Here is a 14847-nt window from a genome sequence, read left to right as displayed (position 1 = left end):
AGCTCCTGTCAGCGTCCCGGCTCGTCGTTCCAGAGCAGTTTGTGTAACTGCATCTGCAGACGAACCGGCAGGTTGTCGGCCACGATCCAGTCAGCCAGATCGGTTGCGCTCAATTGATGATGGCTAGGCGAAAACAGAACTTCGCCGACACGCTTGTCGAGACCGTACTGAATCAGCTTCGATACGGCCCAGTCATAGTCCTCGCGCGAACAAAGGACGAATTTGACCTGATCGTTCGGGGTCAGCAGCTCGATATTCTCGTAGCGGTTGCGGTGGACTTCCGCAGAGCCTGGGGTTTTCAGGTCCACAACGCGACTGACGCGCAGATCGACCGGTGCAATGTCCATCGAGCCGCTGGTTTCCACGGAAACCTCGTAACCGGCGTCACAGAGCCTTTTCAGCAGCGGGATGGCATTGGGCTGGGCCAGCGGCTCGCCGCCCGTCACGCAAATGTAGCGCGGCCGGAAGCTGGCAACCTGTTCGAGGATCGAGTCGAGCGTGCGTACGGTGCCGCCGTTGAAGGCATAGGCGCTGTCGCAATATTGGCAGCGCAAGGGGCAGCCGGTGAGGCGCACAAATACCGTGGGCAGCCCAGCGGTGCGCGTTTCACCCTGCAAAGAGTAAAAAACTTCGGTGATGCGTAATGTGTCTTGCATAGTCGCCACGGGCGTAACAGCTAAACAGGCTGTCCGCCTCCGTCAGGCACCGCTGCGAACCCGGCATAGCGTTATTCGCAGCAGCGTGTTTCATAAAAGGGCGCAAATTCTAACGAAAAAACCCGCGACAAGCGCGGGTTTCTTTTAAAACGTGCGGATCAGAGCTTTTGCAGGTCGCGCTGAGCCAACTGTGCAGCCGAGGTACCCGGATATTGGGTCACCACCTGCTGAAGAATACCTTTGACCCGGTCGGTATGACCCAGGCGACGCTCCACATCGGCCAGCTTGTACAGCGAATCAGGCACTTTGTTGTGCTTCGGGTACAACTGGCTGACTTTGGCGAATGCCTGGCCGGCACCTTGCAGGTCACCTTTGGCCAGGTTCACTTCACCCAACCAGTACTGGGCGTTGCCCGCGTACTGGCTGTTGGGGTACTTGCGCAGGAAGGCATTGAACGCCTGGCTGGCCTTGTCGAAATCCTTGGCCTTGATCAAATCGAAGGCAGCGTCGTAATAGAGCTTTTCCTTCGCTGGATCGCCAGGTTCGCTGCTCGCGGCGGGCTGGTTGGCTGCCGGTGCGGTATTGCCGGCGGCCGGCGCAGAAGCACCACCGTCAGCGGAATTCTCGGGAGTCGCGGTCGGTGCCGGGGCAGCGCCGCTGGAGATACGTCGATCCAGGTCCTGGTAACGTTCCAGGCCTTCCTGTTTCAGACGTGCAACTTCGTTTTGCAGAATCTCGATAGTGTTCTGTTGACGCTCTATCTGTTCCTGCATTTGTTGCAACTGCATGAAAAGCTGGCCCTGTGCAGAGGCAGGGGCCGAAACCCCTCCCCCGGCATAGGCGCCGTTCGTACCGTAACCCGCAGGCGGATAACTGCTTGCGCCGTTATAGCCAGCGTTGTCATCAACAACAGGAACCTCAGCCGCTGCCATGAGAGGCAGCGTGAGAGCCAGGACGGTTACAGCACGACGGCACGCTCGCATATCGAATTACTTACGCAGTTCGACGCGACGGTTCTGAGCCCAGGACTGCTCGTCGTTGCCGGTGGCAACTGGACGCTCTTCGCCGTAGGAAACCAGTTCCAGCTGAGCTGGGGAAACGCCTTGCAGCACCAGGTAGCGCTGAACAGCCTTGGCACGACGCTCGCCCAGAGCCATGTTGTATTCGCGAGTACCACGCTCGTCGGTGTTACCTTCCAGAACGACGCGAGCGCCGTTGCCTTTCAGGTCCTTGGCATGAACGTCCAGAGCGCGCATGGCTTCCGGCTTCAGGTCCGAGCTGTCGTATTCGAAGTAGAAGGTGGTGATTGCGCGCAGAGCAGCTTCTTCGCTCAGGCTGCCGTCAACGGCACCAGTGTTAGCGCCGTAACCAGCGTTTGGATCAACAGCGCCTTCGCCAGCGTTGTCGCCGCCTTTCGAGGAGCAACCTACAGCTACGGCCATGGCCAGAGCCAGCGCAGCAAACTTACCAAACTTCAGCATTTCCATCGTGAAACTCCTAATGAACCCCAGTGTGTTAAGTAAAACGTGTAGCGCCGCATCAGTTCAGGTAAGGGGACCAGGACGGTTCTCTGACTTCGCCTTGAGCGGTAGGAAGCGGGAGCCTCACGCGTCCGTTGAGAGAGACGAGCATCAAGACTCCCCGGCCCTGCTGGCGGGTGGCGTAGATTAGCATGGTGCCGTTGGGCGCAACAGTGGGTGACTCATCAAGACTGGTCTCTGTGAGAATTTTTACACTGCCACGCTGCAAATCCTGCGCCGCCACTTTGAAGTTGGTGAAACCGTCCTGACGATGAATCATGACCAGGGTCTTTTCATCGGCGGAAAGTTTCGGGTTGGCGTTGTAGTTGCCCACGAACGTCACACGCTCGGCACTGCCGCTGCCAATGGTGGTTTTGTAGATCTGTGGCTTGCCGCCACGGTCCGACGTGAAGTACAGCGTCGAGCCATCCTTACCGAAGAACGGCTCGGTATCGATGGCCGGGCTGTTGGTGACGCGGGTCATCTGACGCGAACCCATGTCCATCACGTAGATCTCGGGGTTGCCGTCGCGCGACAGCACGAAGGCCAGGCGGTTGCCATCCGGCGACCAGGCTGGCGCGCCATTGAGACCTTCGAAGTTGGTGATCTGCTCACGACGCCCCGTATCGATGTGCTGGACGAAGATACGCGGGCGACGCTGCTCGAAGGACACATACGCGATGCGCTTGCCATCCGGTGCAAAACGCGGCGACAGGATCGGCTCGCGCGATTGCAGCAAGGTCACGGCGCGCGCGCCGTCATAGTCAGATCGTTGCAAAGTGTAACGAGTGCTGTTGGTGGAGAAGCGCTCGGCCGTCACATAGAGCATGCGGGTGGAGAATGCGCCCTTGATGCCGGTGAGTTTTTCGAACGACTGGTCGGCGATGTAGTGGGACATATCGCGCAGTTGGTCGACGCTGCCGGAAACGCTGCCGGTCAGCACCTGTTGCTCGGTAGCAACGTTGAACAGCGCATATTGCACCTGCAGGCGACCGCCCGATGGCACGATGCTGCCGACCATCACGTACTGGGCACCCAGCGCTTTCCAGTCACGGAAGATCACTTCGCTGGCCTGACTCGGCTGGCTGATCATGTTCTGGCGCGGGATCGGCGAGTAATAACCTGAGTTGCGCAGGTCGTTACTGATGATGTCAGCCATGTCCTCAGGCAACACGCTACCGCCCTGCAGACCGAAAGGCACCACGGCAATCGGCGTGGCTCGATCGCTGCCACTGGTTACCAGGATGTTCTTTTCTTCTGCATTGGCCATCCCTGCTGCGCAGCAGAGAACGACCAGCAGTCCTCTAAGAAGGTTAATCACAAGGCTAGGTCCTCAGGTGTGAATGTCATCTTGAATGAACGATAAGGATTGAATTCGCTCGGTTTCAAACCCTGCATCTCGGTCAAACGACCAATGTTTTTGACTGCCGCAACCGCGGAAGCGTCGAACGGCCCATCGCCGCTGGAGCGGGCAACGGTGACCGTCGTAACGGTGCCATCCGGCAACATGCCAATCTGCAGGACTACCGTCATGTTCTTGCGCGCCGACGGGGGTCGAGCCCAGCCTTCGGCTGCACGGGCGCGAATCAGGTCGTCGAAGTCGCCGGCCACCTGGTCACCCTGCTCGTCCGCCAGAGCCTGCTGACGCTCGGTAGTGTCGGACAACAGCTCGGCCAGTGCCTGTGCTTTCTTGTCTTCCGCCGCCTTGCGCGCTGCTTCTGTAGCCTTTTTCTTGGCTGCATCGGCGGCTGCTTTCTTCTTGGCGTCCTCTGCTGCTTTTTTCTTCGCTTCTTCAGCGACAGCGGCTTTCTTCTTCGCGTCCTCGGCAGCCTTCTTCTTGGCATCCTCGGCCGCTTGTTTCTTGGCTTCTTCTGCCGCCGCCTTCTTGGCCTCTTCTTCAGCCTTTTTCTTGGCTTCGTCTTCGGCTTTCTTCTTGGCGATATCAGCCAGTTGCTTCTCTTCAGCCTTCTTCGCTTCTTCGGCCTTTTTCGCAGACTCGGCTTTCTTCGCTTCGTCAGCCTTCTTGGCCTCATCGGCTTTCTTGGCCTCTGCGGCCTCGCGCGCCTCTTCGGCTTTTTGAGCAGCCTCTTCTTTCTTTTGTTCCGCAGCTTTCACAGCTTCCTGCTTCAGTTGCTCGACCTTCTTCTGCTCCATCTGCTCTTCTTCGGTCTGGCGCGAAGCCGTTTTCTTCGCTTCCCCGGCAATCTTCTGATTGGTCTGGGTGGTGGCCTGACTCTTCGATTTCAGCTGGTACAGGGTTGCCTGAACGATAGGCTTGGACGGCGGCAACTCAGGCGTGAACGCAAAACTGACGAACAGCATGCCGAACACCAGAACGTGCAGCGCGACGGCCCAGACGCTGGGCCAGAAGTAACTTTCCGAGGCGGATGGCTCTCGCTGTTGCATCAGGGCGCCTCGGTAATCAGGCCAACGTTACCGACACCGGCCTTCTGCAACCCGCCCATGGCGCCCATGACCGCGCCGTAGTCGACGGACTTGTCGCCACGGATGAAGACCTGGGTCTGTTTGCCCTGATCGCGCCCGGCAGCGATGATCTTGGTCACCGCGTCGGTCATTTGCGGCAAGGCCATGGCCTTGTCCATTTGCTTTTCGGTGTCGACTTCGCTGCCAAGGTTCCAGAAGTAGGTCTTGTCAGCCTTGATCGAAATGGTCAGAACCTGAACGTTGTTGTCCTGCGGCAAGGCTTCGCTGGAAACCTTGGGCAGGTCGACCTTCACGCCCTGGTTAAGCATCGGTGCGGTCACCATGAAGATGACCAGCAGTACCAACATCACATCGATGTAGGGCACCACGTTCATCTCGGCGACCGGCTTGCGTTTTTGACGAACTCGAGCCATGGGGTTTTACCTGATCACTCTTCGCTGGTGTGCACTTTACGGTGCAGGATGGCCTGGAACTCGTCGGCGAACGTGTAGTAGCGGCCGATCAGCACTTCACTGCGTGCAGCGAAACGGTTGTAGGCGATAACCGCAGGAATTGCCGCGAACAGGCCGATGGCGGTAGCGATCAGCGCTTCGGCGATACCCGGTGCAACCGTGGCCAGGGTGGCCTGTTGCGCGGTCGCCAGACCGCGGAAGGAGTTCATGATCCCCCAGACGGTACCGAACAGGCCGATGTAGGGGCTGGTCGAACCGACAGTGGCGAGGAATGGCAGGCTCTGCTCGAGCTTCTCTTCCTCACGGGAGATCGCTACGCGCATGGCACGACCGACACCTTCCATTACCGCGTCAGGGTCGACACCAGGCTGCTGACGCAGACGGGAAAACTCCTTGAAGCCGGCACGGAACACCTGCTCGACGCCCGAATCCGGGTCAGGGTTGCTGCCCGCTTGACGATACAGTTTGGACAGGTCGATACCCGACCAGAAGCGCTCTTCGAAGCTTTCCAGGGCACGACGACCGGCGCGCAGCATGGTGCTGCGCTGAAAAATCATGATCCATGAAGTCACCGATGCGGCAACCAGTACCAGCATGACCAGCTGCACCACAATGCTGGCATTGCTGACCAGGCTCCACATGGAGGTATGGTCGACGACGTTAGCTTCCACGCTTAATCTCCTGCATTTGAATGTATACCCGGGGCACCCGCCTCGATGAAAGCTGCGCGCAGCTCGGAGGGAATGGCTCGGGGTTTGAAAGTATCGGCGCGCACACAGGCCACCAGGAACTGCCCTTCGCAGAGCAGCGTTGCGTCACTTTCGCGCCAGACCTGCTGCACGAAGCGCAGGCTGGCACGATTCAATTCAAGCACTTGCGCGGTGACCCGCAACTCGTCGTCCAGACGGGCCGGCGCGTGATAGCGAGCCTCGGCGGAATGGACCACGAACAGCGTGTTCTGCTGCGCCAGCGACGACTGGGCAAAACCCAGATCGCGCAGCCGTTCGGTGCGGGCCCGTTCCATGAATTTCAGATAATTGACGTAATACACCACGCCACCCGCATCGGTGTCTTCGTAATAGACGCGATAACGATGTGCGAACGGCTCAACCCCATTTTGCGCGCGCATACTCTAGTGCTAACTCCTCAGCTTGCCAATCCGCCCCACCAACTGTTTTTGACGGATTATGTCGTATTGCCAGCGCGCCAGGACCCTGTCCGCGGATAGGACCACAAAAGCAGCCGATAAATCTGTCATTCATCGCTCGGATCAGAAAAATCAGTGCTACCGGATGATTCTGTCATTCGCGTAGGAATATTCAGCCCAAAGTGCAGGTATGCATGTCGAGTAACCACCCTGCCCCGAGGCGTGCGCATGATGTAGCCCTGCTGGATCAGATAAGGCTCAAGCACGTCCTCAATGGTGTGTCGCTCCTCGCTGATCGCCGCCGCCAGGCTGTCCACACCGACCGGACCACCGTCGAATTTCTCGATCATGGTCAGCAACAGACGTCGGTCCTGATGATCGAAGCCACGTTCGTCGACATCCAGCAGGTTCAACGCCATGTCCGCGATGGATTTGGTGATATCGCCCTTCGCGCGCACCTCGGCGTAGTCACGCACACGGCGCAACAAGCGGTTGGCGATACGCGGCGTGCCACGAGCCCGGCGAGCGATCTCGAAAGCACCTTCGTCTTCGATCTCCAGGCCGAGAATCCCGCCCGAGCGACTGACGATAGTTGCCAGATCCGCGTTGTTGTAGAACTCCAGACGCTGGACGATACCGAAGCGGTCACGTAGCGGGTTGGTAAGCATGCCGGCCCGGGTGGTAGCGCCAACCAGGGTGAACGGCGGCAGGTCCAGCTTGATCGACCGCGCCGCCGGTCCTTCGCCGATCATGATGTCCAGTTGAAAGTCCTCCATCGCTGGGTACAGGACTTCTTCGACGATCGGCGATAACCGGTGGATCTCGTCGATAAACAACACATCATGGGGCTCAAGGTTGGTGAGCAACGCCGCCAGATCGCCAGGGCGTTCAAGAATGGGGCCGGAAGTACTTTTGATCGAGACGCCCATTTCCTGGGCAATGATGTTGGCAAGGGTGGTCTTGCCCAGCCCCGGAGGACCGAAGATCAGGGTGTGATCCAGGGACTCGTTGCGGCCACGGGCGGCCTGGATGAACAGGGCCATCTGCTCGCGAACCACCGGCTGACCAATGTACTCGGCCAGCCGCAGCGGACGAATCGCCCGGTCCTGGACCTCTTCGCGGTCGCGGCCGGTAGCAGTTATCAAACGGTCGGCTTCGATCACTTAAATCATCCCCTTGAGACTGCGCCGGATCAGTTCTTCGCTGCTCAGGCCCTTGGCATCCACAGCCGCCACTGCGCGACTGGCCTCTTGAGGTTTATAGCCCAAGGAAATCAGGGCGCTGACCGCGTCGGCCTCGGCGGTGGACGCCACAGGAACAGGCGCAGGCCCATTCGGCACCAGCTGGAACATGCTCGGCACGGTTTCCCAGGCCTTGAAGCGATCCTTGAGTTCGACCAGCAGACGCTCGGCGGTCTTCTTGCCAACCCCTGGCACCTTGACCAATGCCGAAGTGTCCTGGGCTTGAACGCATCGAATCAGGTCGTCCACTTCCAGACCCGACATCAAGGCCAGCGCCAGCTTGGGCCCTACACCATTGAGACGGATCAGCTCACGGAACAGCTCGCGCTCACGTTTTTCATGGAAGCCATACAGCAGGTGGGCATCCTCGCGCACTATCAGATGGGTGTGCAAGGTCACCGTTTCGCCGACCTTGGGCAGCCGGTAGAGCGTTGTCATCGGCACTTCCAGCTCATAGCCAAGGCCGTTGATGTCGATAATCAGGTGCGGCGGCTGCTTTTCAGCGAGGGTGCCGCGTAAACGTCCAATCACGTTCAGGTCCTTTCTCATGGGTGCCGGCAGGGCCGGTCCGGCCTTGCGGCGAATCCGCCAGCCAGCTCGCCATCAGGCGGCCGACGGCGGACGGATCACTTTAAAAGCGTGGATGCTATCAGAGACGCAGGCGTCCGTTGCGGCTGCGCGCGACACCCAGCCCATGAGGAATCAGGCTGGAGCGCGTATGGGCATGACACAAGGCGATCGCCAGGGCATCGGAGGCGTCGATTTGCGGCTTCTGCGTCAGTTTGAGCAGGTGCATGACCATCATCTGCACCTGCTCCTTGTTGGCCCCGCCGGTGCCGGCAACGGCCTGCTTGACCTGGCTGGCGCTGTATTCAGCGATTTCCAGCCCTTCCTCCACCGCAGCCACGATGGCCGCACCGCGCGCCTGACCCAGCTTGAGCGCCGAGTCGGCGTTGCGGGCCATGAACACCCGCTCGATACCCATGGTTACCGGGCCATGCTGGCGAATGATTTCGCGCACGCCGCGGAAAACCACCTGCAAGCGCTCAGGCAACTCGCCGCTGCCGGTGCGGATGCAGCCCGACGCCACGTATTCGCAACCGCGCCCGGAATGACGAATCACTCCATAGCCGGTAATCCGCGATCCGGGGTCGATACCAAGAATCAGAGTCATAACGCCTGCGTGATAAATGGCGCATCAACGCGCCGTGTCCAAAAAACAGAAGCCGGCCCCCTCACAAGCGCTACGCGCCTGCTGACGGGGCCGGCCTCCAATAAAGCCAGGCGCAAACCTCAGCCGAGCTTTTCCATGACCTCGTCAGGAATCTCAGCATTGGAGTAGACGTTCTGCACGTCGTCCAGGTCTTCCAGCATATCGATCAGTTTCAACACTTTCTGCGCACCGTCCAGGTCCAGTTCGGCGCTGGTGGTCGGCTGCATGACGATTTCCGCGTCATCCGCCTTGAAACCTGCGGCCTCCAACGCGCTGCGCACGGCATAGAAGCTGGCGAACGAGGTGAACACGTCGAAAGAACCGTCATCATTACTGACCACGTCATCGGCATCCGCCTCCATAGCCGCTTCCATCAGCGCATCTTCATCGACGCCAGGAGCAAAGCTGATCTGCCCCTTGCGCTCGAACAGATAGGCCACGGAACCATCGGTACCGAGGTTGCCGCCGCATTTGCTGAACGCATGACGAACAGCGGCGGCGGTACGGTTGCGGTTGTCGGTCATGGCTTCAACCATGACTGCCACGCCACCCGGACCATAACCTTCATAGCTGAGTTCTTCGACGTTGTCGGCTTCGGCAGTCCCGGCACCGCGGGCAACTGCCCGATCGATGATGTCGCGACTCATGTTTGCACTCAGCGCCTTGTCCAGGGCCAGGCGCAGACGCGGGTTGGAGGACGGATCGCCACCGCCTTGTTTGGCGGCGACGGTCAGTTCACGAATCCACTTGGTGAAGATCTTGCCTCTCTTGGCATCCTGGCGCTCTTTGCGGTGCTTGATATTCGCCCACTTGGAATGACCCGCCATAACTGACTCCAGAAATCCTTGAAACACCATCACTTCTTTCCACGCGAAGGCAGAAAGAAACCACTAAATCATGTGCCGTAACGCAAAGGCGCATCCAATCGGATGCGCCTCGGTGTCCGCTTACTCAGCCTTCGGCTGTTCGCGCAGACGGATATGCAACTCGCGCAGGGCCTTGGCATCGACCAGGCCAGGTGCCTGGGTCATGACGCACGCAGCGCTCTGGGTTTTCGGGAAGGCGATCACTTCACGGATCGACTGAGCGCCGGTCATTAGCATCACCAGGCGATCAAGGCCGAAGGCCAGGCCGCCGTGAGGCGGAGCACCGAACTTCAGAGCGTCGAGCAGGAAGCCAAATTTCTCTTCCTGTTCTGCCGCCTCGATACCCAACAGACGGAAGACCGCCTGCTGCATTTCCTTGCGGTGGATACGGATCGAACCGCCGCCCAGCTCGGTACCGTTGAGGACCATGTCGTAAGCGCGGGACAGAGCGCCGGCCGGGTTGGCTTCCAGCTCTTCTGGAGTGCACTTCGGCGCGGTGAACGGGTGGTGCAGCGCACTGAAGCTGCCGTCTTCGTTCTCGTCGAACATCGGGAAGTCGACGACCCACATTGGCGCCCACTGGGTGGTGTACAGGTTGAAGTCGCCACCCAGCTTGATACGCAGCGCGCCCAGCGCTTCGCTGACGACCTTGGCCTTGTCGGCACCGAAGAAGACGATGTCGCCGTCGACTGCGCCTACGCGATCAAGAATCACGTTCAGGTTGGCTTCAGGGATGTTCTTGACGATCGGCGACTGCAGACCTTCAACACCCTTGGCGCGCTCGTTGACCTTGATGTACGCCAGGCCACGGGCACCGTAGATGCCGACGAACTTGGTGTACTCGTCGATCTTGCTGCGCGGCATGCTGGCGCCGCCTGGCAGACGCAGGGCGGTAACGCGGCATTTCGGATCGTTTGCAGGGCCGGCGAAGACCTTGAAATCGACATCCTTGAGCTGGTCGGCAACGTCTACCAGCTCCAGCGGGATACGCAGGTCCGGCTTGTCGGAACCGTAGCGGCGCATGGCTTCTTCGTAAGTCATGTGCGGGAACTCGCCGAACTCCAGGTCCAGGACTTCCTTGAACAGCTTGCGGATCATGCTTTCGGTCAGGCCGATGATCTCGGACTCGTCGAGGAAGCTGGTCTCGATGTCGATCTGAGTGAATTCAGGCTGACGGTCGGCACGCAGGTCTTCGTCGCGGAAGCACTTGGCGATCTGGTAGTAACGGTCGAAGCCGGCAACCATCAGCAATTGCTTGAACAACTGCGGCGACTGCGGCAGCGCGAAGAAGCTGCCGGCGTGGGTGCGGCTCGGCACCAGGTAGTCACGCGCGCCTTCAGGCGTGGCACGGGTCAGGATCGGGGTTTCGACGTCGAGGAAACCGTTCTCGTCGAGGAAACGACGGATGCTGGAGGTGATGCGCGAACGCAGACGCAGCTTGTCGGCCATTTCCGGGCGACGCAGGTCGATGAAGCGGTAGCGCAGGCGGGTTTCTTCGCCAACGTCGGAGAATTCGTTCAACGGGAACGGCGGGGTTTCGGCTTCGTTCAGGACTTCCAGCTCGTAGCCGAGCACTTCGATCTGGCCAGAGGCCATGTTCGGGTTGACCGCACCGGCCGGACGCAGGCGCACCTTGCCGGTGATTTTCACCACATATTCGCTGCGCACACGGTCGGCGGCGGCGAAGCTGTCTGCGCGATCCGGATCGAAAACAACCTGAGCCAGGCCTTCGCGGTCACGGATATCGAGGAAAATCACCCCGCCGTGGTCGCGACGACGATGGACCCAGCCGCAAAGGGTAATTTCCTGACCTTCCAGGCTCTCGTTCAGTTGGCCGCAATAGTGGCTGCGCATCATGATGGTGGTTTCGCTTCTCGTCATTCGTGAATTCGTAAAGGCCTTGACGACCCGAAAGGGTCAATAGTGCAAGACCCGGGCAGTTCAGTTCAACTCAGTCGCCACTGCCAGCGAGGTTCTTTTTCGCGCCGGTCTTGAAATCGGTTTCGTACCAGCCGTTGCCACCCAGGCGGAAACCGGGGGCGGACAACACCTTCTTGAGTTCAGGTTTCTGGCAGGCCGGGCAGTCAGTCAGCGGCGCGGCGCTGATCTTCTGGAGAACTTCCATCTGGTGGCTGCAGGACGCACATTGATAGTCGTAAAGAGGCATGAGGCGTTTCTCGTTGATCCCTGCGCGGGCCGCGCCGCACAGTAAAAGGCGGGATTATATATGGTTAGCCGGGGCTGTGCAGCCCGACGCAAGCCCTGCTTTCACCAACGGTAGAAGTCCGCGTCGCGCCCCCGCCCATTCATCTAAAACCTCGCAGGCACGCCCTCCTCTTGCGAAACGCCTTCCCCGTCGAGCAGAAACACCACACAGATCACCCGCACAAGGCCGCTGAAATTTTTCACACCGCCGTGACGCAGGTGCACCTCCCGGTCGACATGGGACAGCACGGAATTGACGGTGCAGTGGTTGGCCCGGGCAATACGCTCAAGCACTAACCAGTAAATCGTCTCGAGACGCAAACAGGTGGCAAAGCCGTTCAACCGCACCGAACGCGATAACGGTTGAGCAAGTTTCATATTGAAGTCCGACTCGAAAGGGTCGATACCGATACGCTGGAGTTCGCCCGCCTGGCGCACTCCATAATTCAAGCGTCGAGACATTGCAATACCACGCTTCAAGGCAGGGAAATGAATACATGCACTACAGTTCTGCATGCCCCCGACATGAAGCGCCGATGAATTATTCAGCACCAGCAGACGCCCGCACTATTGCCGTAGGATTACTCGGCAATAACACGCCATTTGAATAACCAGAGACAATACTTCCCTGCCCGGAAAGTTGAAGATCAACACCATGAAAAAGCCCGGCCTCTTTCAGAAAGAGGCCAGGCTCAGTGCGCCGCCGAGCAAGGCCGGCGACGGCGTGAGGCTTACTGGTTTTCCAGCAGCGAACGCAGCATCCACGCGGTTTTCTCGTGAACCTGCATGCGCTGGGTCAGCAGGTCGGCGGTAGGTTCGTCACTGACTTTGTCGAGCAGCGGGAACAGACCGCGAGCAGTACGCACCACGGCTTCCTGACCTTCGACCAATTGCTTGATCATATCGTCCGCCGAAGGAACACCTTCCGGCTCCTTGATCGAAGAAAGTCGGGCGTAAGTCGAATAGGTACCCGGCGCCGGGAAGCCCAGTGCACGAATACGTTCGGCAATGGAATCCACCGCCAATGCCAGTTCGTTATATTGCTCTTCGAACATCAGGTGCAATGTACGGAAGCTCGGACCGGTGACGTTCCAGTGGAAGTTGTGCGTCTTGAGATAAAGCACATAAGTGTCCGAGAGCAGGTGCGACAGGCCGTCGACAATAGACTTGCGATCTTCTTGACTGATTCCGATATCGATTGCCATATAAAAAATTCCTTCCTCTGATTATCGATTCAACAAGCAACCGCCCCACTGTATCAAGAGTTTTCCCCACGCGCAGCCTTCCGCCCGCGACACAGTGTTGCAGCCCGCGATGGCCGGGCATCCCGCTGATTTGAGAAGCCCGGGGCTTTGCTGTTAAATAGACGGCGTGCCGCCATGGCTGACTGTGAACGCCATGGCGCATAGGCTGGTTCCCCCACGCTTTTGCGCCTATTCATGCACCACGCACCGTGGGCCCAGCTCTTCCTGTGATCCGCCTAATAAGATGCGAGCCAAACCACCATGTTCAAGATCGTCCACCTCTTGACGGGCGCAGCTGCTTTGCTGCTGTCCTTCATTCCAAGCCTCAGGGCCGATATCACGCCCTACCTACAACAACCCGATGCCATTTACCTGGGCCTGTTCGGCCTGCTCAACCTGATCCTCGCCCCGGTCGTGCCGCAGTACTACACGGGTGCACGCCATTATCTGCAGATCGCTGCCAGCCTTCTGTTGGTGCTGGCCGTGGCCCTGCAAGCCCTGGCACTCCTGGCGCTTCCGGAACTGGGCAACCTCGCCGGTCTCGCCAGCGCCCTGCTCGCGGTGGTCCTGCACCTGACCGCCGGCCTCATGAAACAGGCCAGGGCACGCAGCAGCGCCGCCCCTGCCAACTACGACATGAGCAACCGCGATACGGGCACTGTGAAGTGGTTCAACACCTCCAAGGGCTTCGGCTTCATCTCCCGCGACTCGGGTGACGATATCTTCGTGCATTTCCGGGCAATCCGCGGTGAAGGCCACCGCGTCCTGGTCGAAGGCCAGCGCGTCGAGTTCTCGGTGATGAATCGCGACAAAGGCCTGCAGGCTGAAGATGTAATCGCAGCACCTCGCCGCTGACCGCGCACAAAAAAGCCGCGACAACCCGCCAAGGGCTGTCGCGGCTTTTTTGTGTCCGATGGCTTCAGTAGTGCGGCGGAGGCGCTTCCTCTTCGCTGACTTCGTACTGCCCCATGACATCTTCATAACGCTTGAGCAAAGCGGCCATCTGCAGTTGCAACCGCTCGACCACCCGCTGCTGGTCTACCAGCACATCATTCAGGGCCAACAAGGTGTCGTCCTGAAAGGCCACACGGCTTTCCAGCTCCATTACCCGCGCTTCAATGCTCATGGCTCATGCCTCCACAAAACGGAAATCATCGCCCAATACTGCGCCGAGGCGCTGACGCACCTCACTCAGTTGATCAGACGAATATTCAATTGCAGGTTTATTCCCCCAGACCGGCGCCGGCCACGCCACATCGTCCCGCCGACGAACAATCACGTGCATATGCAACTGACTGACGACATTTCCCAACGCAGCAACATTCATCTTGTCGGCAGCAAAACAATGCTTGAGTGTTTCACTCAGGAAATTGGTTTCCTTCCAGAGTTGCTCGCGCTCATTGTCATCCAGTTGAAATACTTCGCTGATGTCGGCTCGACGCGGAACAAGAATAAACCAGGGATAGTTAGCATCCTTACTAAGTAAAAGACGGCAAAGAGGAAAATCTCCCAGCGCATAAGTGTCTTGTTCAAGGCGTGGGTCCAAAGCAAACACAGGGGCAATCTCCTCATCGATCATCGCAATCCGCCTACGCGGACAATGGCAGCAGGATACTCCTGATGACGGTGACGGGCACGAACCGGCCAGCAAAGCACCGAAAAAGCACGGGGTGTCTACGTTTGAGAGTGCACGGAAGCCCCTGGTTCCAAGGGCCGGTAACAGAGCGCTACTTTTCGCACCAAAATGGCGCCTACCGAACCGTATCAGAGCGCCGCTTATCCCCAAACTACCCACTCAGAGCGCCGCGACGGTAACGTCCTGACTTCGAGGTCGATTTTTCATTTATATCGAAAAACT

19 protein-coding genes are annotated in these 14847 nt (G+C 58.9%); 1 reads left to right on the top strand and 18 read right to left on the bottom strand.

The window, feature by feature from the left end; genetic code table 11:
- Window positions 1-8: 8 nt before the first annotated feature.
- The 16 genes from queE to NTD82_RS13780 all read right to left on the bottom strand — a co-directional run bounded on the left by queE (window position 9) and on the right by NTD82_RS13780 (window position 12950).
- A complete protein-coding gene (gene queE, locus NTD82_RS13855) occupies window positions 9-656 on the bottom strand; it encodes a 7-carboxy-7-deazaguanine synthase QueE (RefSeq protein ID WP_095154001.1) in 648 nt (215 codons plus the stop codon).
- Between the two features lie 158 nt (window positions 657-814).
- The gene (gene ybgF, locus NTD82_RS13850) at window positions 815-1639 is read right to left on the bottom strand and encodes a tol-pal system protein YbgF (RefSeq protein ID WP_110968382.1); all 825 of its coding nucleotides are present in this window, start codon (window positions 1637-1639) and stop codon (window positions 815-817) included.
- A 6-nt stretch (window positions 1640-1645) separates the two neighbouring features.
- Window positions 1646-2143 carry a peptidoglycan-associated lipoprotein Pal gene (pal, locus tag NTD82_RS13845; RefSeq protein WP_042121796.1) on the bottom strand — a complete coding sequence of 166 codons (498 nt, stop codon included), beginning with the start codon at window positions 2141-2143 and terminating at the stop codon, window positions 1646-1648.
- Window positions 2144-2195: 52 nt separating this feature from the next.
- Complete coding sequence (tolB, locus tag NTD82_RS13840) at window positions 2196-3446, bottom strand: Tol-Pal system beta propeller repeat protein TolB (protein WP_225422431.1); 1251 nt, start codon at window positions 3444-3446, stop codon at window positions 2196-2198.
- Window positions 3447-3493: 47 nt separating this feature from the next.
- Window positions 3494-4585, bottom strand: a complete 1092-nt coding sequence (gene tolA / locus NTD82_RS13835) for a cell envelope integrity protein TolA (RefSeq protein ID WP_095154004.1) — start codon at window positions 4583-4585, stop codon at window positions 3494-3496.
- A complete protein-coding gene (gene tolR / locus NTD82_RS13830; protein ID WP_262129097.1) occupies window positions 4582-5034 on the bottom strand; it encodes a protein TolR in 453 nt (150 codons plus the stop codon). The genes tolA and tolR overlap by 4 nt, the downstream gene beginning before the upstream one ends.
- A 14-nt stretch (window positions 5035-5048) precedes the next feature.
- Window positions 5049-5744: a protein TolQ gene (gene tolQ / locus NTD82_RS13825; protein ID WP_095154006.1), complete on the bottom strand. Its 696-nt coding sequence runs from the start codon at window positions 5742-5744 to the stop codon at window positions 5049-5051.
- A gap of 2 nt (window positions 5745-5746) precedes the next feature.
- Window positions 5747-6202 carry a tol-pal system-associated acyl-CoA thioesterase gene (gene ybgC, locus NTD82_RS13820; RefSeq protein WP_110968380.1) on the bottom strand — a complete coding sequence of 152 codons (456 nt, stop codon included), beginning with the start codon at window positions 6200-6202 and terminating at the stop codon, window positions 5747-5749.
- A gap of 125 nt (window positions 6203-6327) precedes the next feature.
- Entirely contained in the window at window positions 6328-7383 is a 1056-nt protein-coding gene (gene ruvB, locus NTD82_RS13815; RefSeq protein ID WP_095154007.1) for a Holliday junction branch migration DNA helicase RuvB, read from the bottom strand.
- On the bottom strand, window positions 7384-7992 hold the full coding sequence (gene ruvA / locus NTD82_RS13810) for a Holliday junction branch migration protein RuvA (RefSeq protein WP_095154008.1): 609 nt from the start codon (window positions 7990-7992) through the stop codon (window positions 7384-7386). It lies immediately after the preceding gene.
- Window positions 7993-8110: 118 nt separating this feature from the next.
- Window positions 8111-8635 (bottom strand): crossover junction endodeoxyribonuclease RuvC, encoded by a 525-nt coding sequence (gene ruvC / locus NTD82_RS13805; protein ID WP_095154009.1) that lies wholly within the window; start codon window positions 8633-8635, stop codon window positions 8111-8113.
- A 119-nt stretch (window positions 8636-8754) separates the two neighbouring features.
- The gene (locus NTD82_RS13800; protein WP_095154010.1) at window positions 8755-9501 is read right to left on the bottom strand and encodes a YebC/PmpR family DNA-binding transcriptional regulator; all 747 of its coding nucleotides are present in this window, start codon (window positions 9499-9501) and stop codon (window positions 8755-8757) included.
- 120 nt (window positions 9502-9621) lie between these two features.
- On the bottom strand, window positions 9622-11397 hold the full coding sequence (gene aspS / locus NTD82_RS13795; protein WP_175651927.1) for an aspartate--tRNA ligase: 1776 nt from the start codon (window positions 11395-11397) through the stop codon (window positions 9622-9624).
- A gap of 94 nt (window positions 11398-11491) precedes the next feature.
- Entirely contained in the window at window positions 11492-11707 is a 216-nt protein-coding gene (locus NTD82_RS13790; RefSeq protein ID WP_095154011.1) for an FmdB family zinc ribbon protein, read from the bottom strand.
- Window positions 11708-11850: 143 nt separating this feature from the next.
- Complete coding sequence (locus NTD82_RS13785) at window positions 11851-12207, bottom strand: ribbon-helix-helix domain-containing protein (protein WP_262129094.1); 357 nt, start codon at window positions 12205-12207, stop codon at window positions 11851-11853.
- Window positions 12208-12476: 269 nt separating this feature from the next.
- Complete coding sequence (locus NTD82_RS13780; protein WP_095154013.1) at window positions 12477-12950, bottom strand: Dps family protein; 474 nt, start codon at window positions 12948-12950, stop codon at window positions 12477-12479.
- A 300-nt stretch (window positions 12951-13250) separates the two neighbouring features.
- On the opposite strand from NTD82_RS13780, the gene NTD82_RS29130 reads away from it, so the two are divergent.
- Window positions 13251-13844, top strand: coding sequence for a cold-shock protein (locus NTD82_RS29130; protein WP_095154014.1), 594 nt, complete (start codon window positions 13251-13253; stop codon window positions 13842-13844).
- 64 nt (window positions 13845-13908) lie between these two features.
- On the opposite strand, the gene NTD82_RS13770 is transcribed toward NTD82_RS29130, so the two are convergent.
- Both NTD82_RS13770 and NTD82_RS13765 read right to left on the bottom strand, forming a co-directional pair.
- A complete protein-coding gene (locus NTD82_RS13770; protein WP_262129093.1) occupies window positions 13909-14115 on the bottom strand; it encodes a SlyX family protein in 207 nt (68 codons plus the stop codon).
- Window positions 14116-14118: 3 nt separating this feature from the next.
- Window positions 14119-14544 carry an HIT family protein gene (locus NTD82_RS13765; RefSeq protein WP_262129211.1) on the bottom strand — a complete coding sequence of 142 codons (426 nt, stop codon included), beginning with the start codon at window positions 14542-14544 and terminating at the stop codon, window positions 14119-14121.
- Window positions 14545-14847: the final 303 nt, after the last annotated feature.

This window comes from Pseudomonas sp. 5P_5.1_Bac1 (assembly GCF_025466015.1).
Classification (GTDB): domain Bacteria; phylum Pseudomonadota; class Gammaproteobacteria; order Pseudomonadales; family Pseudomonadaceae; genus Aquipseudomonas.
Note: the sequence above shows the minus strand (reverse complement) of the source record. Positions and strands in the feature narration are given on the sequence as shown.